The sequence below is a fragment of the Sphingobacterium anhuiense genome (assembly GCF_042686355.1).
Taxonomy (GTDB): Bacteria; Bacteroidota; Bacteroidia; order Sphingobacteriales; family Sphingobacteriaceae; genus Sphingobacterium; species Sphingobacterium anhuiense.
This window is the reverse complement of the sequence record NZ_JBHUPE010000004.1, coordinates 491,620-510,151: the sequence shown is the minus strand read 5'-3', so window position 1 is coordinate 510,151 and position 18,532 is coordinate 491,620. Positions and strand designations below refer to the sequence as shown.

The following is an 18,532-nucleotide window of genomic DNA, read 5'->3' as shown; positions in this document are numbered from 1 at the left end:
TAACTATTCATGATGTTTCCTCCTTTCACTCATTGCGATCTTATTCTTTTTATCTTCTGGACAGAAACTGAGCATTCCTCTTTCTTCGTATAAAAGCACACCAGCATCGCGTATAGTACTGTATACCTCTTGCTTATCGCTTCGATAATGTACAGATGCTGTAACTAATTTGTTCTTGGGCACACAGTCCCACCGCTTGATTGTAAATCCTTCCCAACGGCTCATTTCTTCAACAAAAGCACGCAATGGTATATTTTTATAGATGCGCACTTTTCGGGTCCACATTTTAGCGATCTCAAAATCCATATTCTCCATACGGAATAGCGTATCTTTAGGCATACTGGATTTAGAAGACTGTGTTGCCACCAGTACCCCAAGATCACCAGGACAATACATTGTCTTACTTTTCTTAAGGCTGTACGCGTATAGATCCAACTTCCCATTGTTGAGTACTATCTTGGTCGATTCTTTTTCCGCTTTAATCACAAAGTCACTGGCCGTTGCCGTCACTTTACCCTTAACAGTACCAATAATAAATGTTTTCTCACTGGTCACTACATAAGCCTCACCGATCAAATCAATATAAGATGTGTCCCTTTTCTGTATCGGATAGCGCACCCATGTCTGTGCATTCATCCTGATACGTGTACCATCTTCAGTCTCCAGTACACATTGCTGTCTCGCCTCCGTGTGGATCTCTAGATTTGCGATCGTTGACGCTTCATGATTCCCTGCCCTTCTTTCAATTTTCAACACACCCTCTTTTGTCCTGCTGATCAATAAATCCCCTACCTGCTTGATTCTGCCGACATGATCAGGGTAAACTTTAATCCAGGTCGATTTACCGACAAGTAGCATACAGGAGGACTCCTCAGAAGGAATATCTCCATCATTAGCAAAGTGCAGACTGTTGTTTCCAGCAGGAAGGACATAGGTAACCTCTTGCCTTAAAGCAAAATATATTAATGTAGCGAGTCCAAAAAATAAGAGGGCAGCCACGGCAACAGCCCAGTAAATTTTTTCTTCCTTTTGTACTTTAACCACTTTTTCCTTTTCGGCTTTTAAGGCTTTCGCTTTTTCGATGATCGCATCAACATCCGGCTGCCAATCCTGCAGAATACCTTTGGGCAATTGTCCGCCCAGTCCCCGTAACACCTCTATAACCATAAGCTCATATTCATCTTCAGTATACCGTATCTTCTCACGCTCCAACAACTTCTCTTCCTCCACAGTTAGCTGTTCCAATAACTGCTTTTTGATTAACTCTTTTATATTTATATCTGTGTGTCCCATTGTGTATAGTTCTAATGCATGAATAACTCAATTAAACTGTTGCGCTCACCGTTTTAGTAACTTCCGGATCTTCTTTTTTGCAGAACTCAGCAAGTTCCTGATTCGTTGAGCCTTGAGGTTATGGACTTTTTCCAACTCTTTATTATCCATTCCGTCCACTTTAGAGGCTATAAAAATCTCTTCTTCCCGTGGTGTAAGCTGTTTTGCGTGCTGCAGCAGTTCATCGAGCGTCTCTTTATAGACCAGAGCCGTATCGGCCTGATCAGAACTGCGTAGGTTTTCATGATCTTCAATCGGTTCTTTTAGTCGTATTCTTTCGGACCGAAGCGTACTAAGTGCTGTATTTCGGGCAATGACCATTATCCATGCAAAAGGATCTTCCAATTTCCCAATCTTTTTATGATCCGTCCAGATCGCGATCAGGGTAAGTTGATAAACATCTTTTACCAATTCATCATCGTTCTGGATGCAACGGCTTATCTGCTTCAGCAGCTGAGGGCCATATAGCTCCATGATAAGCCGGAGTCCCAGATCCGGATCATCAATTAATAATCTAAATGCTTCATTTACCATATCTTAGGTTTTATGTCCATTCCTCTACTATCCCTAACAAGAAAAGTGAAATTATACTCCTGATAGTCAATTAATTAAAAATTAAATGAAAATATAGGCGGTATATTTCCCATAGTTGGGATAGTTATATATACACGAAATGGAATTTATAAATGGTAATATAAAGATACAACACAATTATTAAATAAACAAATACAAATAACTGATTAATAAATAGTTGCAATAATTTGGCGGCATAAAATTGAACTGCAAAAACTGAAGGAATTAAATTCAAAAGGTTCATTAAAGCTAGAAAATGACTTAGTTAATACAAGGGACTACAATTAACTAAAAAGTTTCCTTTTATCAAATGATGAATTCTGCAAAGTCAAGAAATGAATTCTACCTAACACACGATATAATGTTAGCAATACCTTTGAGATATGCTATTAAACAATACAGGGAATGCAACCAAGTATGACTAATCGGCTCCAAAAGAGTTGGTGCATGTAAAATGTAAATAAGAAAAAACTAAAATAAACGATCATGCAAGAGCAGACAAATAGAAAAGGACAATTTGGAAAACCACCGCACAGAAAAGGGTTAGCAGGTGTATGCTATGCAACCACAGCGATATGCTGCAGGATGGTTGACCGAATTGGGCACCACCATCATTCTTTGAAAGGAAGCTGTTGTTGCGCCGGTCCAGTCAGAGATGCACATGGACGCAGATTTACGACCTTCCCCATTGGGCAGGGTACGAAGAAAACAAAACAGTATGGCCGAATAAAACAATGTCCCGAAGCCATAATTACTGTAGGCACACTCACGGGTGAGCCGGGGCCAATTACACCTAAATGAATTAGTTAAAAAAACGGAAACAGATATGTCCTGGTTCTCATTAGACTCCAATGGCAGCCCTATCAATCCAAATGACTATCAATTAGAAAGCACGCCTCCTACAGGCTGTAATGGATCAGATCAAATCTGTGCGGTACAGGCAACTGATAATGCTGGTAAGCCAGTACTATCACCTGCATTGAAAGATGAAATGATTACAGCATTACACAATAGGACAGCGTCTACTAATGTGAAGTTAAGGACTGCATAGGTTCAGCCACTCAAAAAATGCTTAGGAACTGGGTTCCGAAGCGAAATATAAAGATTTTAGAACGGGGTAACCATTGGCTACCCCGTAACTGTTTTTACATAGCCTCTTCAAAAAGCAACACTTCTATAGGCCGCTTTCCTTCTATAATTACTAAATCATAGACTTTCAATTGTTGATTCAAATTCTCTAAACTCGAGTAATCATCAATCTGTATATTCATCTTAGCACCTGCCTCATCTATAATTGGTGGAAAGGCTCCTTGATAATCAATCATAAAAGCAAGTACATCAGTTCCTTCTACACCGCCTTCACTTTTCAATGGCATAGGATCTTTATGCTTATTTTTCAGCGGTTTAATCACCAGGCAGGGTAATACCTTTGTCGTCCAATACACTTTCAAACCCAAGAATGCGTTAAGATCATTGAGCATAATTTTAGCCTGCAACGAATCCGACCTTTTAATTTTATCATATCGCTCATAGGTAATACCATTTTTCAGTAGCCATTCATTGACACCCTCCTCACCTTTAAAATATTTATACCGACTGGAATCTTGTACTTTCCAAATTATACGTTCATCTTTCAATAAAAAGGTAGGTTTTTTAATTTTACTCCAGGCAGCCGTATAAGCGCCCAGGATGTCCATATTATAAAAAGTAGTCCTTTGTAGGCCAGTTATCGAATCGACATTTATCTGAATACCTGTCCGCTCCACGCCGTCTTGATATCCAGTAATTCGAACAGATCCAATGTCCTTATCCTTTGATACGACATTAACAACAGAATTCAATCCATCATTAAAGTCAGATTTTTCAGGTAGCTGAATTGTTCCATTCGTATACAAAGCGGTTATATTTTCTGCTTTTGTAAAGTCAGAATAGGTTATCGCCTGTACTTTATTGCGGTGTAACCATGCTGTATGTGGCACACCTATATGCGGAAAATAACTGCGCAAAAGATCTGCGGAGTAAATAGTAGGCAGTTTAACTTTGTTCTCCTTTAAGAAACTGTTCGTTTGATAAAACTTCTCAATTGTCTTTTGATCCTGCCAAGTCACCAAAATCACCTGCAATTTATCTCCCAATTCGTTTTGGAGCTTCTGTAATTTCGGCATCGCCGAAATACAATTGACACAAAAAGTATCAAAAAAATCCAGAATTACTACTTTATCACGGAACGAATTAATATCGATATTACTCTGTTTATAATTAATAACAGGCTGAACTGGTATATCCGGCATCACCTGTCCTATTTTCAGTTCTTGACTACGGTCGATTTGTTTTTGTGCCCAGACTATTGGGCACAAAAAAACCATGATTGCTATTATTATCAGTTTCTTGTTCATTAGATTATCTTTTATTTTGGGGCATACCAGACTCGGAAATCACTAATTCTGGTATCAAGTGTGCATATTTTAAACTATTGGGTTCTAAACGATATTCCTTTCCATCGATAACACGTACCAATGTCTTTTTAAAGCGCTCATCTTGATTCAACCGCTTTAAATCAGACCATCGCTGTCCACGGAATATTAATTCTTTACGTCGTTCTGCTAAAATTATGCGAAGCAATCTTTCAGGATTTGTTTCTACAATTGCTGTAAAATAATTGGCATCAATCCGGTTTTTCAAAAGCATATTGATATCTGACAAAGCTTGATTGACTTTACCTATACGGACAGCAGACTCCGCTCGGATCAAATAGACCTCGCTGGTCGTCAAGCCCACAAAAGGCTGTGCGTCCGAATTATTATAAGATCCCTTAAACCCATAAGTACCCAAATCAGTATCATTAGGCTGAAAAAACAGCCCTTTCCGATAATCATGAAGACCATATTCCAGATATAGATTTGAATCCACACGAGCAACATATTGAGACAATATTGGTGTATACAGACCTGTAGCAGGAAAAAGCACTTCTTTATTAAAACGTGCAATAGGAAAACCTGCAGATGCATTAAGCTCTTTATAATTCAACAGCTCATATTGCAATTGCAAACATGAATCTGCGTATAAATAAGCTTGGGCGTAATCCTGTATTTCCAAGTATACACGGGCCAAGCCAGCATAAGCAGTTCCTTTCTGAGGCCTACCCTTCAGTGCAACAGAGATAGGAAGATTTGCAATGGCTACTTTGTAGTCTGAAATGATCTGATCATAACTTTCTTTTAAACTAGTCCGTACGGATTTATAGTCCATCTCAGGTTTCAATCGCAGTGGGATACCCATTTCTTGAGCAGCGGTACTTTCCCGGTAGGGTAACGTAAAGGTAGTAGCCACTTGGTGAAAGGCAAAAGCTCTAAAAAAATGAGCTGCACCTAACACGTTACTGTACTTTTGAGCATCCAGATTAGGATCCTGCTTACGGACAACATCCAAGATTTGATTACTGAGATAAACTACTTTATAGGAATTTTGCCATTGGTTGTTTAAATTGATCATATCTAAAGCCCAGATATAGCTTTGCTTTTCTTCAAATTCTGACAATGACAGCCAATCCGCTGTCTTCAGGAAATAATCATCATTTGCAATTTCTCCTAAGGTAGGATAACCGGTATTCATCGTGGTATAATCATTCAATAAAAGTTCGCAATGTTCCAAAGACTCTGGAATAGCCATTTTCTGATCGGGTTTCAGATCCAAAAAATTGGAACAGGAAATACTGAAAAAAGCTACTATAACCATGAACATATATTGTTTTATTCTTTTCATCATCTTCATATTAAAGGTTAAAATTAATACCCAAGGATACGGACATCGGATCTGGGATCGCCTCTCCAAATTCTGGATCTAGCCCTAATTTATTCGCTCGCCAAATCGTACCAGGGTTCTGGATATACGCGTACAAACGGGCATTTTTTAAGCCTACACGTTTTAAGCTATTGAATCCATAACTCAATTGGATATCCCGTAATTTGACCTGACTTGCAGATTCGACAAGTGGAGAGGATATATAATACAGATCACTGGCATATAAATTATTCGGATAAGTAAAAGCAGGAACATTCGTTATTTTCTCATCACCAGGCTTCTGCCAACGTAAACTATAATCGGTATGCCCGATACCGTTGTCGATAAAATAACGGTTATTGAAAGAACTCCTTAAGAATTTATGCCCAAGCTGATAGGAAATATTAAACGATAATTCGAAATTTTTATACGAAAAATTATTCCGGAACGAACCAAAATAAACCGGTTGCAATGAACCATGATTTTCCAGATCTGCAATCGTTCCTCGATTGACAATAGTTCCATAATCATCGGAAACTTCACCATTTACATAACCACGGGGCATTCCGGTCTCGGGATCAAGTCCTGCCCATTTATAAGTCAGCAAACTATAAAGTTGCATCCCCTCAATTGGTGTCATTAACATATTATAGGGACCTGCGATATAATCCTTTGCTCTATCACTAGTGAGATAAGATTTGATCACTTTTGTTCGATTAAAAGCGAAGACTAAATTAGAAGTCCAATTAAAATGAGCACGCTCGATATTTACACTATTTAATGAAATATCGACACCCCGACCGTCTAAATTTGCTGAATTCACGTTAAGCGAGCTGTAACCCGTAGTCGGATCAATCTTTGCTCCTGCTATCAGATCTTTAGGTCTTTTGACATAATATTCAACAGATCCCGTAATGCGATCTTTAAATGAAAAATCCAATCCCAGATTCAACATTCCCACCCGTTCCCAACGTAAGGAAGGATTAGGTGGTGACTGCATACTGGCATAAGGCTGACCCGTGATATAATCAGGACTCGTTTGAATACTGATAATTGGATAAGCAGCTGTACTATTATTGACGTTACCATTATATCCATAAGTTGCTCGCAATTTCAGCAGTGGAAATATTTGGTCATTGATAAACGATTCTTTTGATAGCACCCATGCCCCTCCAAGAGACCAAAAAGGCTGTCCACGACCATTTGATTTTACACCAAAGAGGTTCGAAGCATCTTTGCGCACACTACCACTGACAATATAACGGCTGTTGTAGGTGTATGAAGCATTTGCGAAATAAGAAGTGTACCGATTTGTATACGCAGCCAATTGCGAATAGTCATCCAGAAATGTACCTCCGGCAATTCCATTTAATGCCGGAACCTGTTTACCCGTTTGTACAGGTTGATGCGTCAACAAAACGGGATCATAACCCCAAAAGATAGACGACATCATATCGCTTCGTATCTGTCTAACCTCCGCTCCGGCAATTGCAGACAAATGATGAAGTTCAGCCCATGCTTTTGTGAAATCCATCTGATAGCGTAGTTGATGCGTATCATTATTTCGATGCAGTGTATTCAGATAGTCCCCTACAGGAAGATTCCAGATTACTTTATCCTTATTCCAAGATGCGCGATAATTGATCGTTTCCCGTAATTGAACAGCACCGATCCCCTGCCAGTTCTCAATTGGTTGGGAAGCTCTTTGATAAGCGTACAAAATAGATGCATTGAGGTCTGGAGTAATTTGATAAGCTCCTTTTAAATTCAAAAATATTTCCCTGATTTTGGTCAATATATGCGTATCATTAATTTCTTTTAATGGTCTATACTTCCAATCCAGCAATCGTCCACCTGCTACCGTATCCCTGAATATGGGATTAAATCCAATTGCATCCGCAATTAAAGGGACACCATTTTCATCAGCCAATTTTAAATATGGGTAATTACCTTTTCCCCTCCCCATCACATTGTATCCGACCATATTGGACTGTGCATCCTTTCTCTTCGACTCTGTGTACGTAATGCCAAGATCGAAACTCAGATCTTTGATCGGTCGTAGCTGTGTGTTGTTTTTAACTGTTAAACGGTTGTAGGAAGAAGTCACCAGGTTCGCAAGATTCTTATCGTATCCAACAGAAAAAGAAGTATTCATCTTTTCAGAACCACCCCGCAGTTGCACATTATATTGTTGATTGACAGACTCCCGATAGATGTATTTCTGAAAATCCTCCCGCATATCGATACCCCGTAACGCATCCAACTGTTGATTCAAATTCATCTGATCTAAACTTCCTTCCTTGTTTTTCTTTAACAGCTGAATGACTGGCGATAAAAATTGACTGTATCGGTTCAGGCGGCTGTTCCAATAGCCTTTGTCAAACAATTCTTTTTCCAGATCGATATAATCTGATGTATTCATCTGCGGATAGTAATAGAGATCAGGTTTCTGTGCGATGGTCACATTACTATTCACCGAAAGCTGGAAGGGCTGATTGTATTTACCTCGCTTTGTCGTAATCACAATTACTCCATTACCAGATTGCGCACCCCATATGGAAGCCGCAGCAGCGTCTTTCAACACCGTAATATTTTCAATATCATTGGGATTGATATTATTAAATGTTCCAATATATTTATCAAATGACCATTGGTAAGGCACACCGTCAATCACTACCAGCGGATTTATTTCAGAGTTCATTGTACTTTCTCCCCGAACCTTTATTCCAAGATATCTGCCTCTATTAGGTCCATACGTTTTATCAGTAGATATACTCGGAACTATATCCTCCAGCCTACTTACAAAGTCGGTTGAAACCTTTCTGTTGAATAGCTTATTATCCACAAACTCAAAGCTCCCAGTCGCCCTTTCTTTTGGTATTTTTTGGTATCCTGTAGACACCACTTCTACTTCGTCAAGCTGGTTTTCACTAGCATATAGTTGCACATGCAACACCGTTCCGGAAGTATAATCCAGCTCTAGGGTTTTGTAGCCGACAGAGGTGAACTTCACTCTGCCATTTCGCTGAGCTACAGCGATGCTGAAAGAACCATCTTTCTTGGTAGATATCTTCACGTTATCCGCTTCAACACGCACAGATACAGCCTGTAATGGCTTCTTATCTACAGCAGAAATAACAGTACCCTGCAGCACATAATTTTGCTTATTCTGAGCTTGTGCGGATACTGATCCGAACACCATCATCAACAAAAAGATCAATGCTCCTGAACATGTTAACTTTAGCGATCGTTTTACAAAACCCTCATTCACAACATCTCTAACACGACCTTGCATTTGATTTGAAAAGCTTTTTAAGCGATTAGACAAATTATTAATGCAAAACCACTCAGATGCCTGACAAAAGAAATTGGAACGCTTAAAACCTCTTATTTTAGATAAAGCGCTTTCCGTGTAGGGATTAAGTATGGATGAAGCATAGATAAAGCGTTGATAGTGCGTTAGTAGTGCGTAAATGGGTACCGTTTTACGCACTATCCATGCATTACCAATACTTAGCATACGCATTACGGACGCTTGAGCTATACACCAAACCCTTTTGAGCGAGATCTTGCAACTTAACTGCTCATGACTGGAAAAACGACTTTCTTTTAACCTTCTTTTCCCCTTGTAGCAAGTTTCCCCGTAACTGCACCACACTTGTACCGTAGCTGCACAGTCCTTTTCATGGCGCACTTTCTCATCCCTTTCTTTACCCCTTTTTCTACTTCTACTCAGGTTTTGCTCGACCTTGCTTCGACTTTTCATGCACTGTCGCCGATGAAATCCCGATGCCAAGTCGAAGCCCAGTCGCAGAAACTTAGAAGTTGGTGTTAAGTTGGTTAGGCAAAAATCAGAATTTACTCTGCCTAATATCTTTTGTTTGACACCTGTTCGACTGTTGTTCGACTCAGCTTCGAGGCGTGTTCGACACTCCTTCGAGTCTTGTTCGGGTGCTGTTCGACTGCGCTTCGAGTGGCCTTCGGGAACTTGCCGAACAGCAGTCGAAGAACTGCCGAAGGATTTCCGAATCAGTCCCGAACCAGTCCCAAGGTTATCCCGAACGTTTGTCGAACCTTCACCGAAGGCATATTGCCTGATAAAATCAACACTAGTTGCATGTACAATTTTATTTTCTAGCGCATTTTTAGCAACAGAATATTCAGGTAATTCCGTATCCTTTCTGCTCAAAAGCACACCTTCCCTTTCAGGCTTAAATAGTTTCCGGAGATAATCCCAGAACTTGACTATATATTGTATGTTTATGTTCATTATTTTAATTTTTTGGACATAAAGCTTCCCTGCTCCGTTTACTACCAAGGGAGGCTTGATCATGAAGCCTTTTTCCCTCGGCAGCATCCGGAGATCACAGGTAGTGAAACTTTACTAATACTTTTCTAAGATTAACTCTTGGTTTTCTTTTACCGTTCTTTTGGCTTTAATGATCATCATAAGCTGTTCCTCCCAGATCAGCTCCACAGACTCTCCTGCTATGCTCAATACCTTGCGACTATCTTTTACGATGGTCAATCTTTCTAAGGTCACTTCTATTCCAAAGTGCTTGTTGAGATCGTTCAGTATCCGCTGTCGGTATTCTTCCCTTTCTGTCCGTGCTGGTACCGCCAGTTCATAACAATATGAACAGATACTCTCCCCTTTCTCCACTGGTATAAACTGCTCCTTATGCTCTCCTAACACCAGTATTTGGTTAATCGGAAAGTTAGCCGGTAGTCCCAAAGCAAAGAGATAAATCTCATAGACGGTCATATTGATCAATGAGATCCGCAGTACATCGGTATTGTCATTGCGCACAACCATACTGAAAGAATCCGAAGGTTCTAACAGACGGATCATGAGCGAATAATAACGCTGTGCCGGTCTTTCCTTCATGACATACTTCATCGCCGATTGCACGGAGTTTTCGGAAATTGGTAACGACACATTTTTAAAAAATCGTTCGGGTAAAAGTGTGATCATAGTTCGTTTTTTAATAACAGGAACACGATTTTCACGCAGATAAGAAGACATTTCCTCTCTTAGGGTTAGCGCATAGCTATCCCAATAGCAAGTGTTTTGCATTTTTTAAAGGTTTAAATTGGCTCCCTCAAAACCTTACTTTTTGGACATGGCTCGCGCCGTAAGGAAACCAGTTAAAAAAATATTAAATCAAGAAAATGCAATTTTACGTCGTCGTCAATTGGTTATATAATGGTCTTCATTATTGCATTATTTGGGTTAAAGAACAAGAACCGACTTTCACTTATTGATGTAATTCAATAAAACTTGATGACAATAATTTGCTTTATGACTAGAAAAGTGTAATTTTAAGTTGCAAAACGTTAAAATCCGATCCAATTTAGCCTATGCAAGCAATTGTATATCAAAATGAAAGTCGGTAACACAAGCCATAATAGTATGGGAACAAGCTAGTTTTAACCTTATTAGAACGTCATTTTTAATATTAAGTATGGTCGCTACCCCATTCTTTTACTAAAATGCGCCTTTTAGATTTGGAACAAACTTCCCCTTTCCTATTTACACTTATGTTTTACTAAACGCCCTATTCTGGCGGACAGGATATGTTCTTTTTTAAATTAAAATGTGCGAACTGATGACAATAATCCTGGATTATGTCTTGAGTGGTTCTTTGGGTGGTTAATAGTCGTTCTATCATAATTAATTTTAGTTATGTGAACAAGACATTCTGGAAGTACAAAAAGAGCAATGCCTTACTGTACTCACCAAAGTGCTTGATAACGACCACCACAATAGCTTTCCAGTAAGGCATGCCCTCCCTTTAAGGGAAGCACAAAGATAGTACTTTCCTTTGAAAGGGCAATTCTTACTGTCTCGAAAGTGGTCGTTAGTCAAGCATCGAGTCTCGTAAATTATTTCGACTGTCCTCCTAGAGGTCAGCTTAATATAAATTAGTTATACAAATATAATAATAAAATACCAACTGGTCGACTAATCGACCAGTTATTTTAATTTTTAAAATTTTGACAATGAAAACATCAGAAGAGCTAGAAGAATATCAAAAAAATCTTGTTAATTTTCTAAAAAACAAATTTTGTGATCCTTACAAAATCGATAATAAAAAAGTTTCAAGAAATATGTATGCTGAAAAAAGCGATATTGGAAGTTCTACTCTTACAAGAATCACAGATGGTTTAGGATATGATGTCCCATTATCTACACTTTTTAAACTATGTAAATTTGAAAAAATTTCATTAGCTGATTTATTTGTCGAATTTGAGAATACTAATAAAGATATCAAGTAGCGAATAAATATTTTATTAATAAAAAGTTCTATGCAACGAAATACGCTTTTGAGAATTAGATTGCAGAAAGAGTTTATATATTAGTTTCCTTTTACAAAATGTTAGTGGTCAGCCTAAAAAAACAAAACGCCAATGATAAAATGAATTATAATTATGGGACTATTAACGGTAATTTTAAATTTGTTTGGCTGTTCAGGACAGATAAATAAAAATGAGAATGGGCTTACAAAAGAAATAGAAGAACAACTAACGCAATCTGTTGAAGCGTTTCAAAATAGACCTATTCACAAAGAATTGACAGAACAGATAATTGACACGACTTCGGATGAGAACTTATTGCAAGTAGTTTTTGACAACTTGTCCGAAAAAATACCACCAGACTATGAAAAGGAATATGAAACCATAATGGGCTGGAACAAGTCAAGACAAGCAATTTATATGATTTGGGTATTGGAAGCAGAAGTTAATAATGGAGGTTACAACCAGTTTTACTTCAATTCAAGTGGACAGTTTACTACACATTTAACAGAAGCGTTGAGACTTGTTGGTGCAAATAAATTTGCCGAATTGACTAAAAGAGCTAATAACACATTTGAGAAAGAGAACCCGAAAATTACTCAACATCAAGATGGAAGATTAGAAGGTTTTAGTAAATCCTATGACGACAATGCATTAAACAGATTTGACGATGAGTTTTATAACCTTTACAAAACGGAAAATTTACAGCAAACTCAAATTGAATATATAAGAGCGAATAAAAAAGAATTTATAGACAAATGACGCAAAAAAAATAATTCCATTTAATTCTTACTCATTGAAAAAGCCTCGGAAAGAAACCAGGTGAAATGATGAAGGACTATATCGAGAAACATTCTATTAAAAAAAACGAAGGACATAGAACATCTTTTTAAGACAATCTAAAAACTTACACACGACTCAATTACAATTTTAAAATTGAAATATATGGAGTACAAAAAATTTCAATCGGACTTTATAGATATATTACAATATTGTGAAAAGCATCAACTATATTTAGTAGAGGGTAATCCGAACTATCAAATACTGATAATTGGAAAAGAGATTGGGCACCAAGCTTTTGAAGTGAAGACAATGTCTGACTTTGATTATGATAGAACTTAATTTATAAATATAAATAATTTTTCAATTTCTACTTATCGTAAAAAAAATAGGAAATTAATGATTCATAAACTAAAACCATATTATAAGAGTGCGATTAGAACATCCTTGTTGGCTCAAGATAAATGTTCTAAACAATGGTATCATATATTTACTGTAATAGAATTACAAACAGAGGATGAATATGCTTATAATATTCCAAATAGTGATTGGAAAAAAGGATGTATAAGAGCAAAACAATCAAAATTAGAAGAATATTCATTTTACCTTTCAATTGATGAAATTAACTCTATTGATGAAGCTATAGATATTTTCAACAATCCCATCAACAACTTTACTATTGATGAAAATAAAATATCCTTTATTAATAATTCTTTTATAAAAGAACCATCAGGAAATTATCCTCTAGTTTTCACATCTAACTTTTATACAGAGAAAGGCGTTGCTTCAATCCTTCCCAAAAGAAAGTCAGGTTTATTGGTTTGGTGTCAAATTGACAACGAACGAAAAACCGACAATAAATTTATTTCTACAAGTGTAACAAAGGAAATGTCAGCAATGCAAGAGCTAACTATGGAGTGGTTAGGTTTTGACATTTTACAAAAAAGAGAGCACATAGGAAATATCTATCTATCTGCACCAAATCCATATTTTAGAGAAGTAGAATTGTCTCTTTCTACCGACCCAATGGGTGTGTTTTATAAAATACTAACGCGTAAAAATAATTTTGAACCACTAAAATTCAGAATTATAGATAAACACGGAGATGCAATAGCATTAGACAAAACATTTGAAATAAAGAAACAAGCAGACATTATTGAACTCCCGCACGAACCACACTTGTTTGAACTTAGAATTTACAATCAAGATGATGACTTGATTGCTATTCACGAGCCTGCGACTTTTATACGAAGCATTCAATTTGGAATGTCTATAAAACAAGCAGATTTTCACGTCAAAGTAGAAACCGATAATGGCAATAAAGAATTTATAGTAGAAAAATTTTCTAAAGAAAAACCTTCTGTTATTGGTGAAACCAAGGAGTTCAATCCTGAATATTATTTCAAAAATGCAGACAAAGAAAGGCAACACATAGAACTTGCCCAACGCAAAGAATTCATTTTTTATCCGGGAGCAAAAGAAGAAGCTGAAAAAACAAAACTGAAAGAAAATGCAAAATCTATAATTAGAGAAATCATAAACAACGCTAACGATACTTGCTATTTATGTGACCCATATTTTAGCAGTATGGACATTGTTGAATTTGCATTTCAAATTAAAAATTCAGGAGTTAAAATAAATATACTTAACAGTAAAGAAGCTGTTTCAAAAGAAGAAGCTAAAAAAATAGCAACCGTAATAAACGAATACAACCACAAACCATTTGGAAAAATTGAAGCTCGCATTCTTAGAGGCAACAGCATTCTTCACGATAGATTTATAGTTACAGATAAAAACGTTTGGTTCATTGGAAGTTCATTCAATGAATTTGGAAATAGAGCAACATGCATTGCTAAAATTCCAGACTCCTCAGGTAAACTCATTATCAAAGAGATTGAAAAATGGTATAACTCAGATGAGTTTTCTCAAGACATTATTGAATACACTAAAGAATTAGATAATGAGTAAGATTTTCATGACTGATTCTGAAAATAGTGCACGTAGAATGCATGAATGTGGGCAAGATGAATATTGGTTTTATCATAAAGGCTCATATCCAAACGATACTCCACTTTTATATCAAGAACTGGTTGATAATGCAAACGATGAAATAATTATTTGGGATCCGTATTTTCATATTAAAAGTCCTGATGGAGATCAAGATATATTCTCCAGTATAAAAAAGGATATTACTATAAAAATTCTTACATATAGAGGGTTAGGCAGAAATCAACAATATCTGATCGATGTTAAAAATGCTCTTAAAACAGTTATCTCACCATCAAAAGATTGCAGATTTGGACTACGAGTCATAAATAAAAGTGAACCACATATACAAGGAGAGCGTTTTTTTCATGACCGATTTTTAATCATTGATAACACGGATGTTTATCTCATTGGTAGTTCTATTGAGTATCATTTGAGGTCTGAAAATGCCATTTCAACGGGGATATTTAAGGTATCTAACAATGAAACAAAAGATTTTATCAAATCAATTTTCAAATACTATTGGGATAATTCTGCAAAACACGAAATTCCACTGACTTATTTACACCTTTAAATAATGAATAAAGAATTTTTTTATAAATATGACTTTTACGATCTTGAGCGAATATATCCTCAACGCAAATTTGTTGAAATTTTAGAAGAAATTTCATCGCTGAATGACTCTATAAAGCCATTCATAAGTAATGTTGTTGACTTGCTATACAGATCAATCAAAGATGATAAAAATTTAGGGGTTACAGAAGTTGTTTTCCCTAACATAGACGAAGAATTAGAAAAAAAATTAGCTGACAATCTACTTTACACGTCGTATAAATCTCATTCAGAAAAAAGCTTATCAGATTTTGTATTCAATAAATTTCTGAGAAGAATATTCAAAAAGGACGGACACAATAATGAAACACACATAATTCAAAATTATATCCATTCTTGGCTAGAGAAAGAATTGGCTCTAAACATTGTTCAAGATTCACGTTTTGATTCTTTAGAAGTATTAAAATCATTATTAGACAAAACCGAGATGCTTCACGGTTTTTATGTTGACTTAATTGAAAACATACCAACTGAATGGGTTTTAAGTAACAAAGAAGAATGGATAAATGTAAATGTTAGTCCTGATAAATTGCTTGATAATATTAGGACGTTTGACAAAGAATTTGTCAATGGATATGAGAGTTCTTTATCAGACCTATCAAAAGAAAATCTTTGGAATTTTGTTCAAGAAGCAACACGGCATTCAGATTATATGATGTTAAGCGATGAGTTTAGCTTTATATCTTCCGTTTTGATTAGAAAAGATATTTCTCTTTGGATTAAATTTTGGGACAATCTGAAACTTCCGATAATTCAAGATTGTGTATTTATATCTTCGTTGAATTTTAACCCACAAGAATATCTACAATTAGTTTCTAAACTTACAGATGAAAGAACAGTTGTAAAATCTGATTTAAAAGTTCTTTTGCTCATTGTAGCAAGCAATTATTTTGAGACATCAAATAAGGTAACGGAACGTTTTTCTATCTATGAAGATTCCGAAAGGAAAAATGAAAGAAACAAACAGTTCTTTGAAATGGGATTTGCGCAACAAAAAAAATGGCTACAAGAAAAGAAAAAGAACTACGAGGTTCTAATACAATCTTTGAAGAAAAAGCTATCAAATTCGGAAATTGAAGATTGGGTTTTTAGTTATAAACCAAGAACCAATCGTCAACACAAGGCAAACGACATTTACAATGATGAAATAAAATTATTGACGGAGGCTTATAAGGAAAAATTTGTTGAATTTTCGAGTTTAGATTTGCAATCATTCAATTTACAAAAATTCAATTTCTACGTAGAAGTAATCAAAGACAAAGAAGACAAAGAAAATGCTTCAACTTTACTTGGGGCAATGATAAATTATATCTCCTCTGATAAATTCTATTGGGACAAAACTTATGCAGAACCATACTGGTCTGCATTAAAAGGCTTAGGATTTGTAATAGGTCAACAAGAGAAACCTATTGAAAAGGCAAAAGAGTTAATCAATAATTTTAAAATAATTCATCAGGGCTGGAATCCTTCAAAAATTGACTTTAAACCATTAACGAAGGAAACTTTCATTTATTCAGGTATTTCATTGTTGTTTGAAAATGAATCAGCATTCAATGACAACAATGATAAAGAAATCTTTTTCAAAGAATTATTAAGTCATATTTTAATCCAAGACAGATATTCTCAGGTCGACAATTCAGCATATTATCAAATGCCATTACATTTGCTATTTTTAGTTGCCAATCAAGTTTTTCCAGATATTAAAGAATATTATGAGTTAGAACTTATTAATAATTATGATAGCTTATATTCTCTCTTATCTGTTTTATCAAGTAATGAAAAACCTATTTGCGATAGTTCTAAAACATTAATAAGTAAACGGCTTGATAAAGAATTTTTAGTAGAAAAAAAACAGTTGAAGAATCGCAATCAAAAAGATAAGGTACAAGAATTAGAGAAGATGATAGAACAACTAAATCTTGTAGACTAACAGTTTTTTAAAAAAAACTGTTAGTCTACAAGATTTCATTTAATTACATTTAACATCCATTTCTAAGTTGCTATTGAATATATCAGCTTTAACTACTTGTACAATTATCCTAATCGAATCTTAAATAAATATTTAAAAACATGAAATTAACTAATGATATGCTAAATACAAATTTAAGAACAAACAACACCGTCGCAATCTCATTGTCTTACAAAAAAAGTGGCGAAAGAGAATCTATAAAGAGAGCATTGATAGAAATAAAAGAAGATCTAGGCAATGATTTCCTTCTACACATAAAACCTAATTGCGGACCGCAGGCTGGCGGCCTAATAGATGCAATGATAGAAATTTCTTCAAATATTTCTTTAAGTGATTATTTGAAAGTTTTAAAAGATGGTGTCGAATACTTCGTCGCATACAAAATATTATGGGAAGGTTTGAAGAAGGTTTTTAAAAGAATGCAGCTTGTAGAAGAAACAACCGAATTTTGGGACTATGCTAATGTTAGCATTCGATTTGACGATTGCGATATAATAATTTACGGTTACGAAAAGATCTTTAAGTCTATCATCCCTTCCATTTTCAATATTTTACTGGCAAATCAACATATTATTTGCGCCTCAACAATGGGTGTACCTTATGAAATTCATATTCCCATTCAAAAAGATGAGGAAACAGGAGAATTTCTCAAAGAAGACTGTCCAGATTATTCAGGAATTGAATCCTATAAAATATATTGGGGAATAGTATATAATTATGGGTATGACCGTATGGTATTTGATGTTCGTAATGAAAAGTTGCTTCCTGATTATTGGTCTTAAAAATTGGCACTAAGAATTTAGAAATGAATTCTTCGCTTATAAATATTTTTCTATGATAAAGAGATTAGTTGCTAATGTTGATACTATGACCCTGAGCAAATGATAGAATTTTAATAAAAAAAACAGCACAGTGTGTTCAAGTATCTCGACCATTCCATTGCGTTGGAGAGATTAAACTTACTCTGAAACCATTCTATGACCGAATAATTATAAGGGTAATTTCTACGTATCCTTCTTACCGAGTACATATTTTATAGCGTAGCTGTAAGGGTTAGCTTTACATCATGAATATGCAAGAAAAAAGAGTCTCGATGCTGTCCATGATAGCAACTTTAATATTACGGTTTGATTTGTGCCAGTGATTTCGGTCCGATTGTGCCAACTATTAAGGTTCAAATGATGACACTTTAGTGGTTTAGCA

14 protein-coding genes are annotated in these 18,532 nt (G+C 35.9%); 8 read left to right on the top strand and 6 right to left on the bottom strand.

Annotated features, from left to right (window positions below):
- Window positions 1-3: 3 nt before the first annotated feature.
- Window positions 4-1,293, bottom strand: a complete 1,290-nt coding sequence (locus ACFS6I_RS07755; RefSeq protein ID WP_380919387.1) for a FecR domain-containing protein — start codon at window positions 1,291-1,293, stop codon at window positions 4-6.
- Between the two features lie 45 nt (window positions 1,294-1,338).
- Window positions 1,339-1,866 carry a sigma-70 family RNA polymerase sigma factor gene (locus ACFS6I_RS07750; RefSeq protein WP_380919385.1) on the bottom strand — a complete coding sequence of 176 codons (528 nt, stop codon included), beginning with the start codon at window positions 1,864-1,866 and terminating at the stop codon, window positions 1,339-1,341.
- Between the two features lie 525 nt (window positions 1,867-2,391).
- On the opposite strand from ACFS6I_RS07750, the gene ACFS6I_RS07745 reads away from it, so the two are divergent.
- The gene (locus tag ACFS6I_RS07745; protein WP_380919383.1) at window positions 2,392-2,706 is read left to right on the top strand and encodes a hypothetical protein; all 315 of its coding nucleotides are present in this window, start codon (window positions 2,392-2,394) and stop codon (window positions 2,704-2,706) included.
- A 25-nt stretch (window positions 2,707-2,731) separates the two neighbouring features.
- Window positions 2,732-2,956, top strand: coding sequence for a hypothetical protein (locus ACFS6I_RS07740; RefSeq protein ID WP_380919381.1), 225 nt, complete (start codon window positions 2,732-2,734; stop codon window positions 2,954-2,956).
- 94 nt (window positions 2,957-3,050) lie between these two features.
- On the opposite strand, the gene ACFS6I_RS07735 is transcribed toward ACFS6I_RS07740, so the two are convergent.
- The 4 genes from ACFS6I_RS07735 to ACFS6I_RS07720 all read right to left on the bottom strand — a co-directional run bounded on the left by ACFS6I_RS07735 (window position 3,051) and on the right by ACFS6I_RS07720 (window position 10,762).
- Window positions 3,051-4,301, bottom strand: a complete 1,251-nt coding sequence (locus ACFS6I_RS07735) for a TlpA family protein disulfide reductase (protein WP_380919379.1) — start codon at window positions 4,299-4,301, stop codon at window positions 3,051-3,053.
- A 4-nt stretch (window positions 4,302-4,305) separates the two neighbouring features.
- Complete coding sequence (locus ACFS6I_RS07730; protein ID WP_380919377.1) at window positions 4,306-5,670, bottom strand: RagB/SusD family nutrient uptake outer membrane protein; 1,365 nt, start codon at window positions 5,668-5,670, stop codon at window positions 4,306-4,308.
- Between the two features lie 7 nt (window positions 5,671-5,677).
- Complete coding sequence (locus tag ACFS6I_RS07725) at window positions 5,678-9,955, bottom strand: SusC/RagA family TonB-linked outer membrane protein (protein WP_380919375.1); 4,278 nt, start codon at window positions 9,953-9,955, stop codon at window positions 5,678-5,680.
- A 114-nt stretch (window positions 9,956-10,069) separates the two neighbouring features.
- Window positions 10,070-10,762 carry a hypothetical protein gene (locus ACFS6I_RS07720; protein ID WP_380919373.1) on the bottom strand — a complete coding sequence of 231 codons (693 nt, stop codon included), beginning with the start codon at window positions 10,760-10,762 and terminating at the stop codon, window positions 10,070-10,072.
- A gap of 926 nt (window positions 10,763-11,688) precedes the next feature.
- On the opposite strand from ACFS6I_RS07720, the gene ACFS6I_RS07715 reads away from it, so the two are divergent.
- The 6 genes from ACFS6I_RS07715 (at window position 11,689) to ACFS6I_RS07690 (ending at window position 18,111) form a co-directional block, all read left to right on the top strand.
- Window positions 11,689-11,964, top strand: coding sequence for a helix-turn-helix domain-containing protein (locus ACFS6I_RS07715; protein ID WP_380919371.1), 276 nt, complete (start codon window positions 11,689-11,691; stop codon window positions 11,962-11,964).
- A 153-nt stretch (window positions 11,965-12,117) separates the two neighbouring features.
- On the top strand, window positions 12,118-12,744 hold the full coding sequence (locus ACFS6I_RS07710) for a DMP19 family protein (protein ID WP_380919369.1): 627 nt from the start codon (window positions 12,118-12,120) through the stop codon (window positions 12,742-12,744).
- Window positions 12,745-13,161: 417 nt separating this feature from the next.
- A complete protein-coding gene (locus ACFS6I_RS07705) occupies window positions 13,162-14,730 on the top strand; it encodes a VPA1262 family N-terminal domain-containing protein (RefSeq protein WP_380919367.1) in 1,569 nt (522 codons plus the stop codon).
- Window positions 14,723-15,322 (top strand): hypothetical protein, encoded by a 600-nt coding sequence (locus ACFS6I_RS07700; protein ID WP_380919365.1) that lies wholly within the window; start codon window positions 14,723-14,725, stop codon window positions 15,320-15,322. Before ACFS6I_RS07705 ends, ACFS6I_RS07700 begins: the two co-directional genes overlap by 8 nt.
- A gap of 3 nt (window positions 15,323-15,325) precedes the next feature.
- Window positions 15,326-17,290 carry a hypothetical protein gene (locus ACFS6I_RS07695; protein ID WP_380919363.1) on the top strand — a complete coding sequence of 655 codons (1,965 nt, stop codon included), beginning with the start codon at window positions 15,326-15,328 and terminating at the stop codon, window positions 17,288-17,290.
- 140 nt (window positions 17,291-17,430) lie between these two features.
- Window positions 17,431-18,111 carry a hypothetical protein gene (locus ACFS6I_RS07690; protein WP_380919361.1) on the top strand — a complete coding sequence of 227 codons (681 nt, stop codon included), beginning with the start codon at window positions 17,431-17,433 and terminating at the stop codon, window positions 18,109-18,111.
- Window positions 18,112-18,532: the final 421 nt, after the last annotated feature.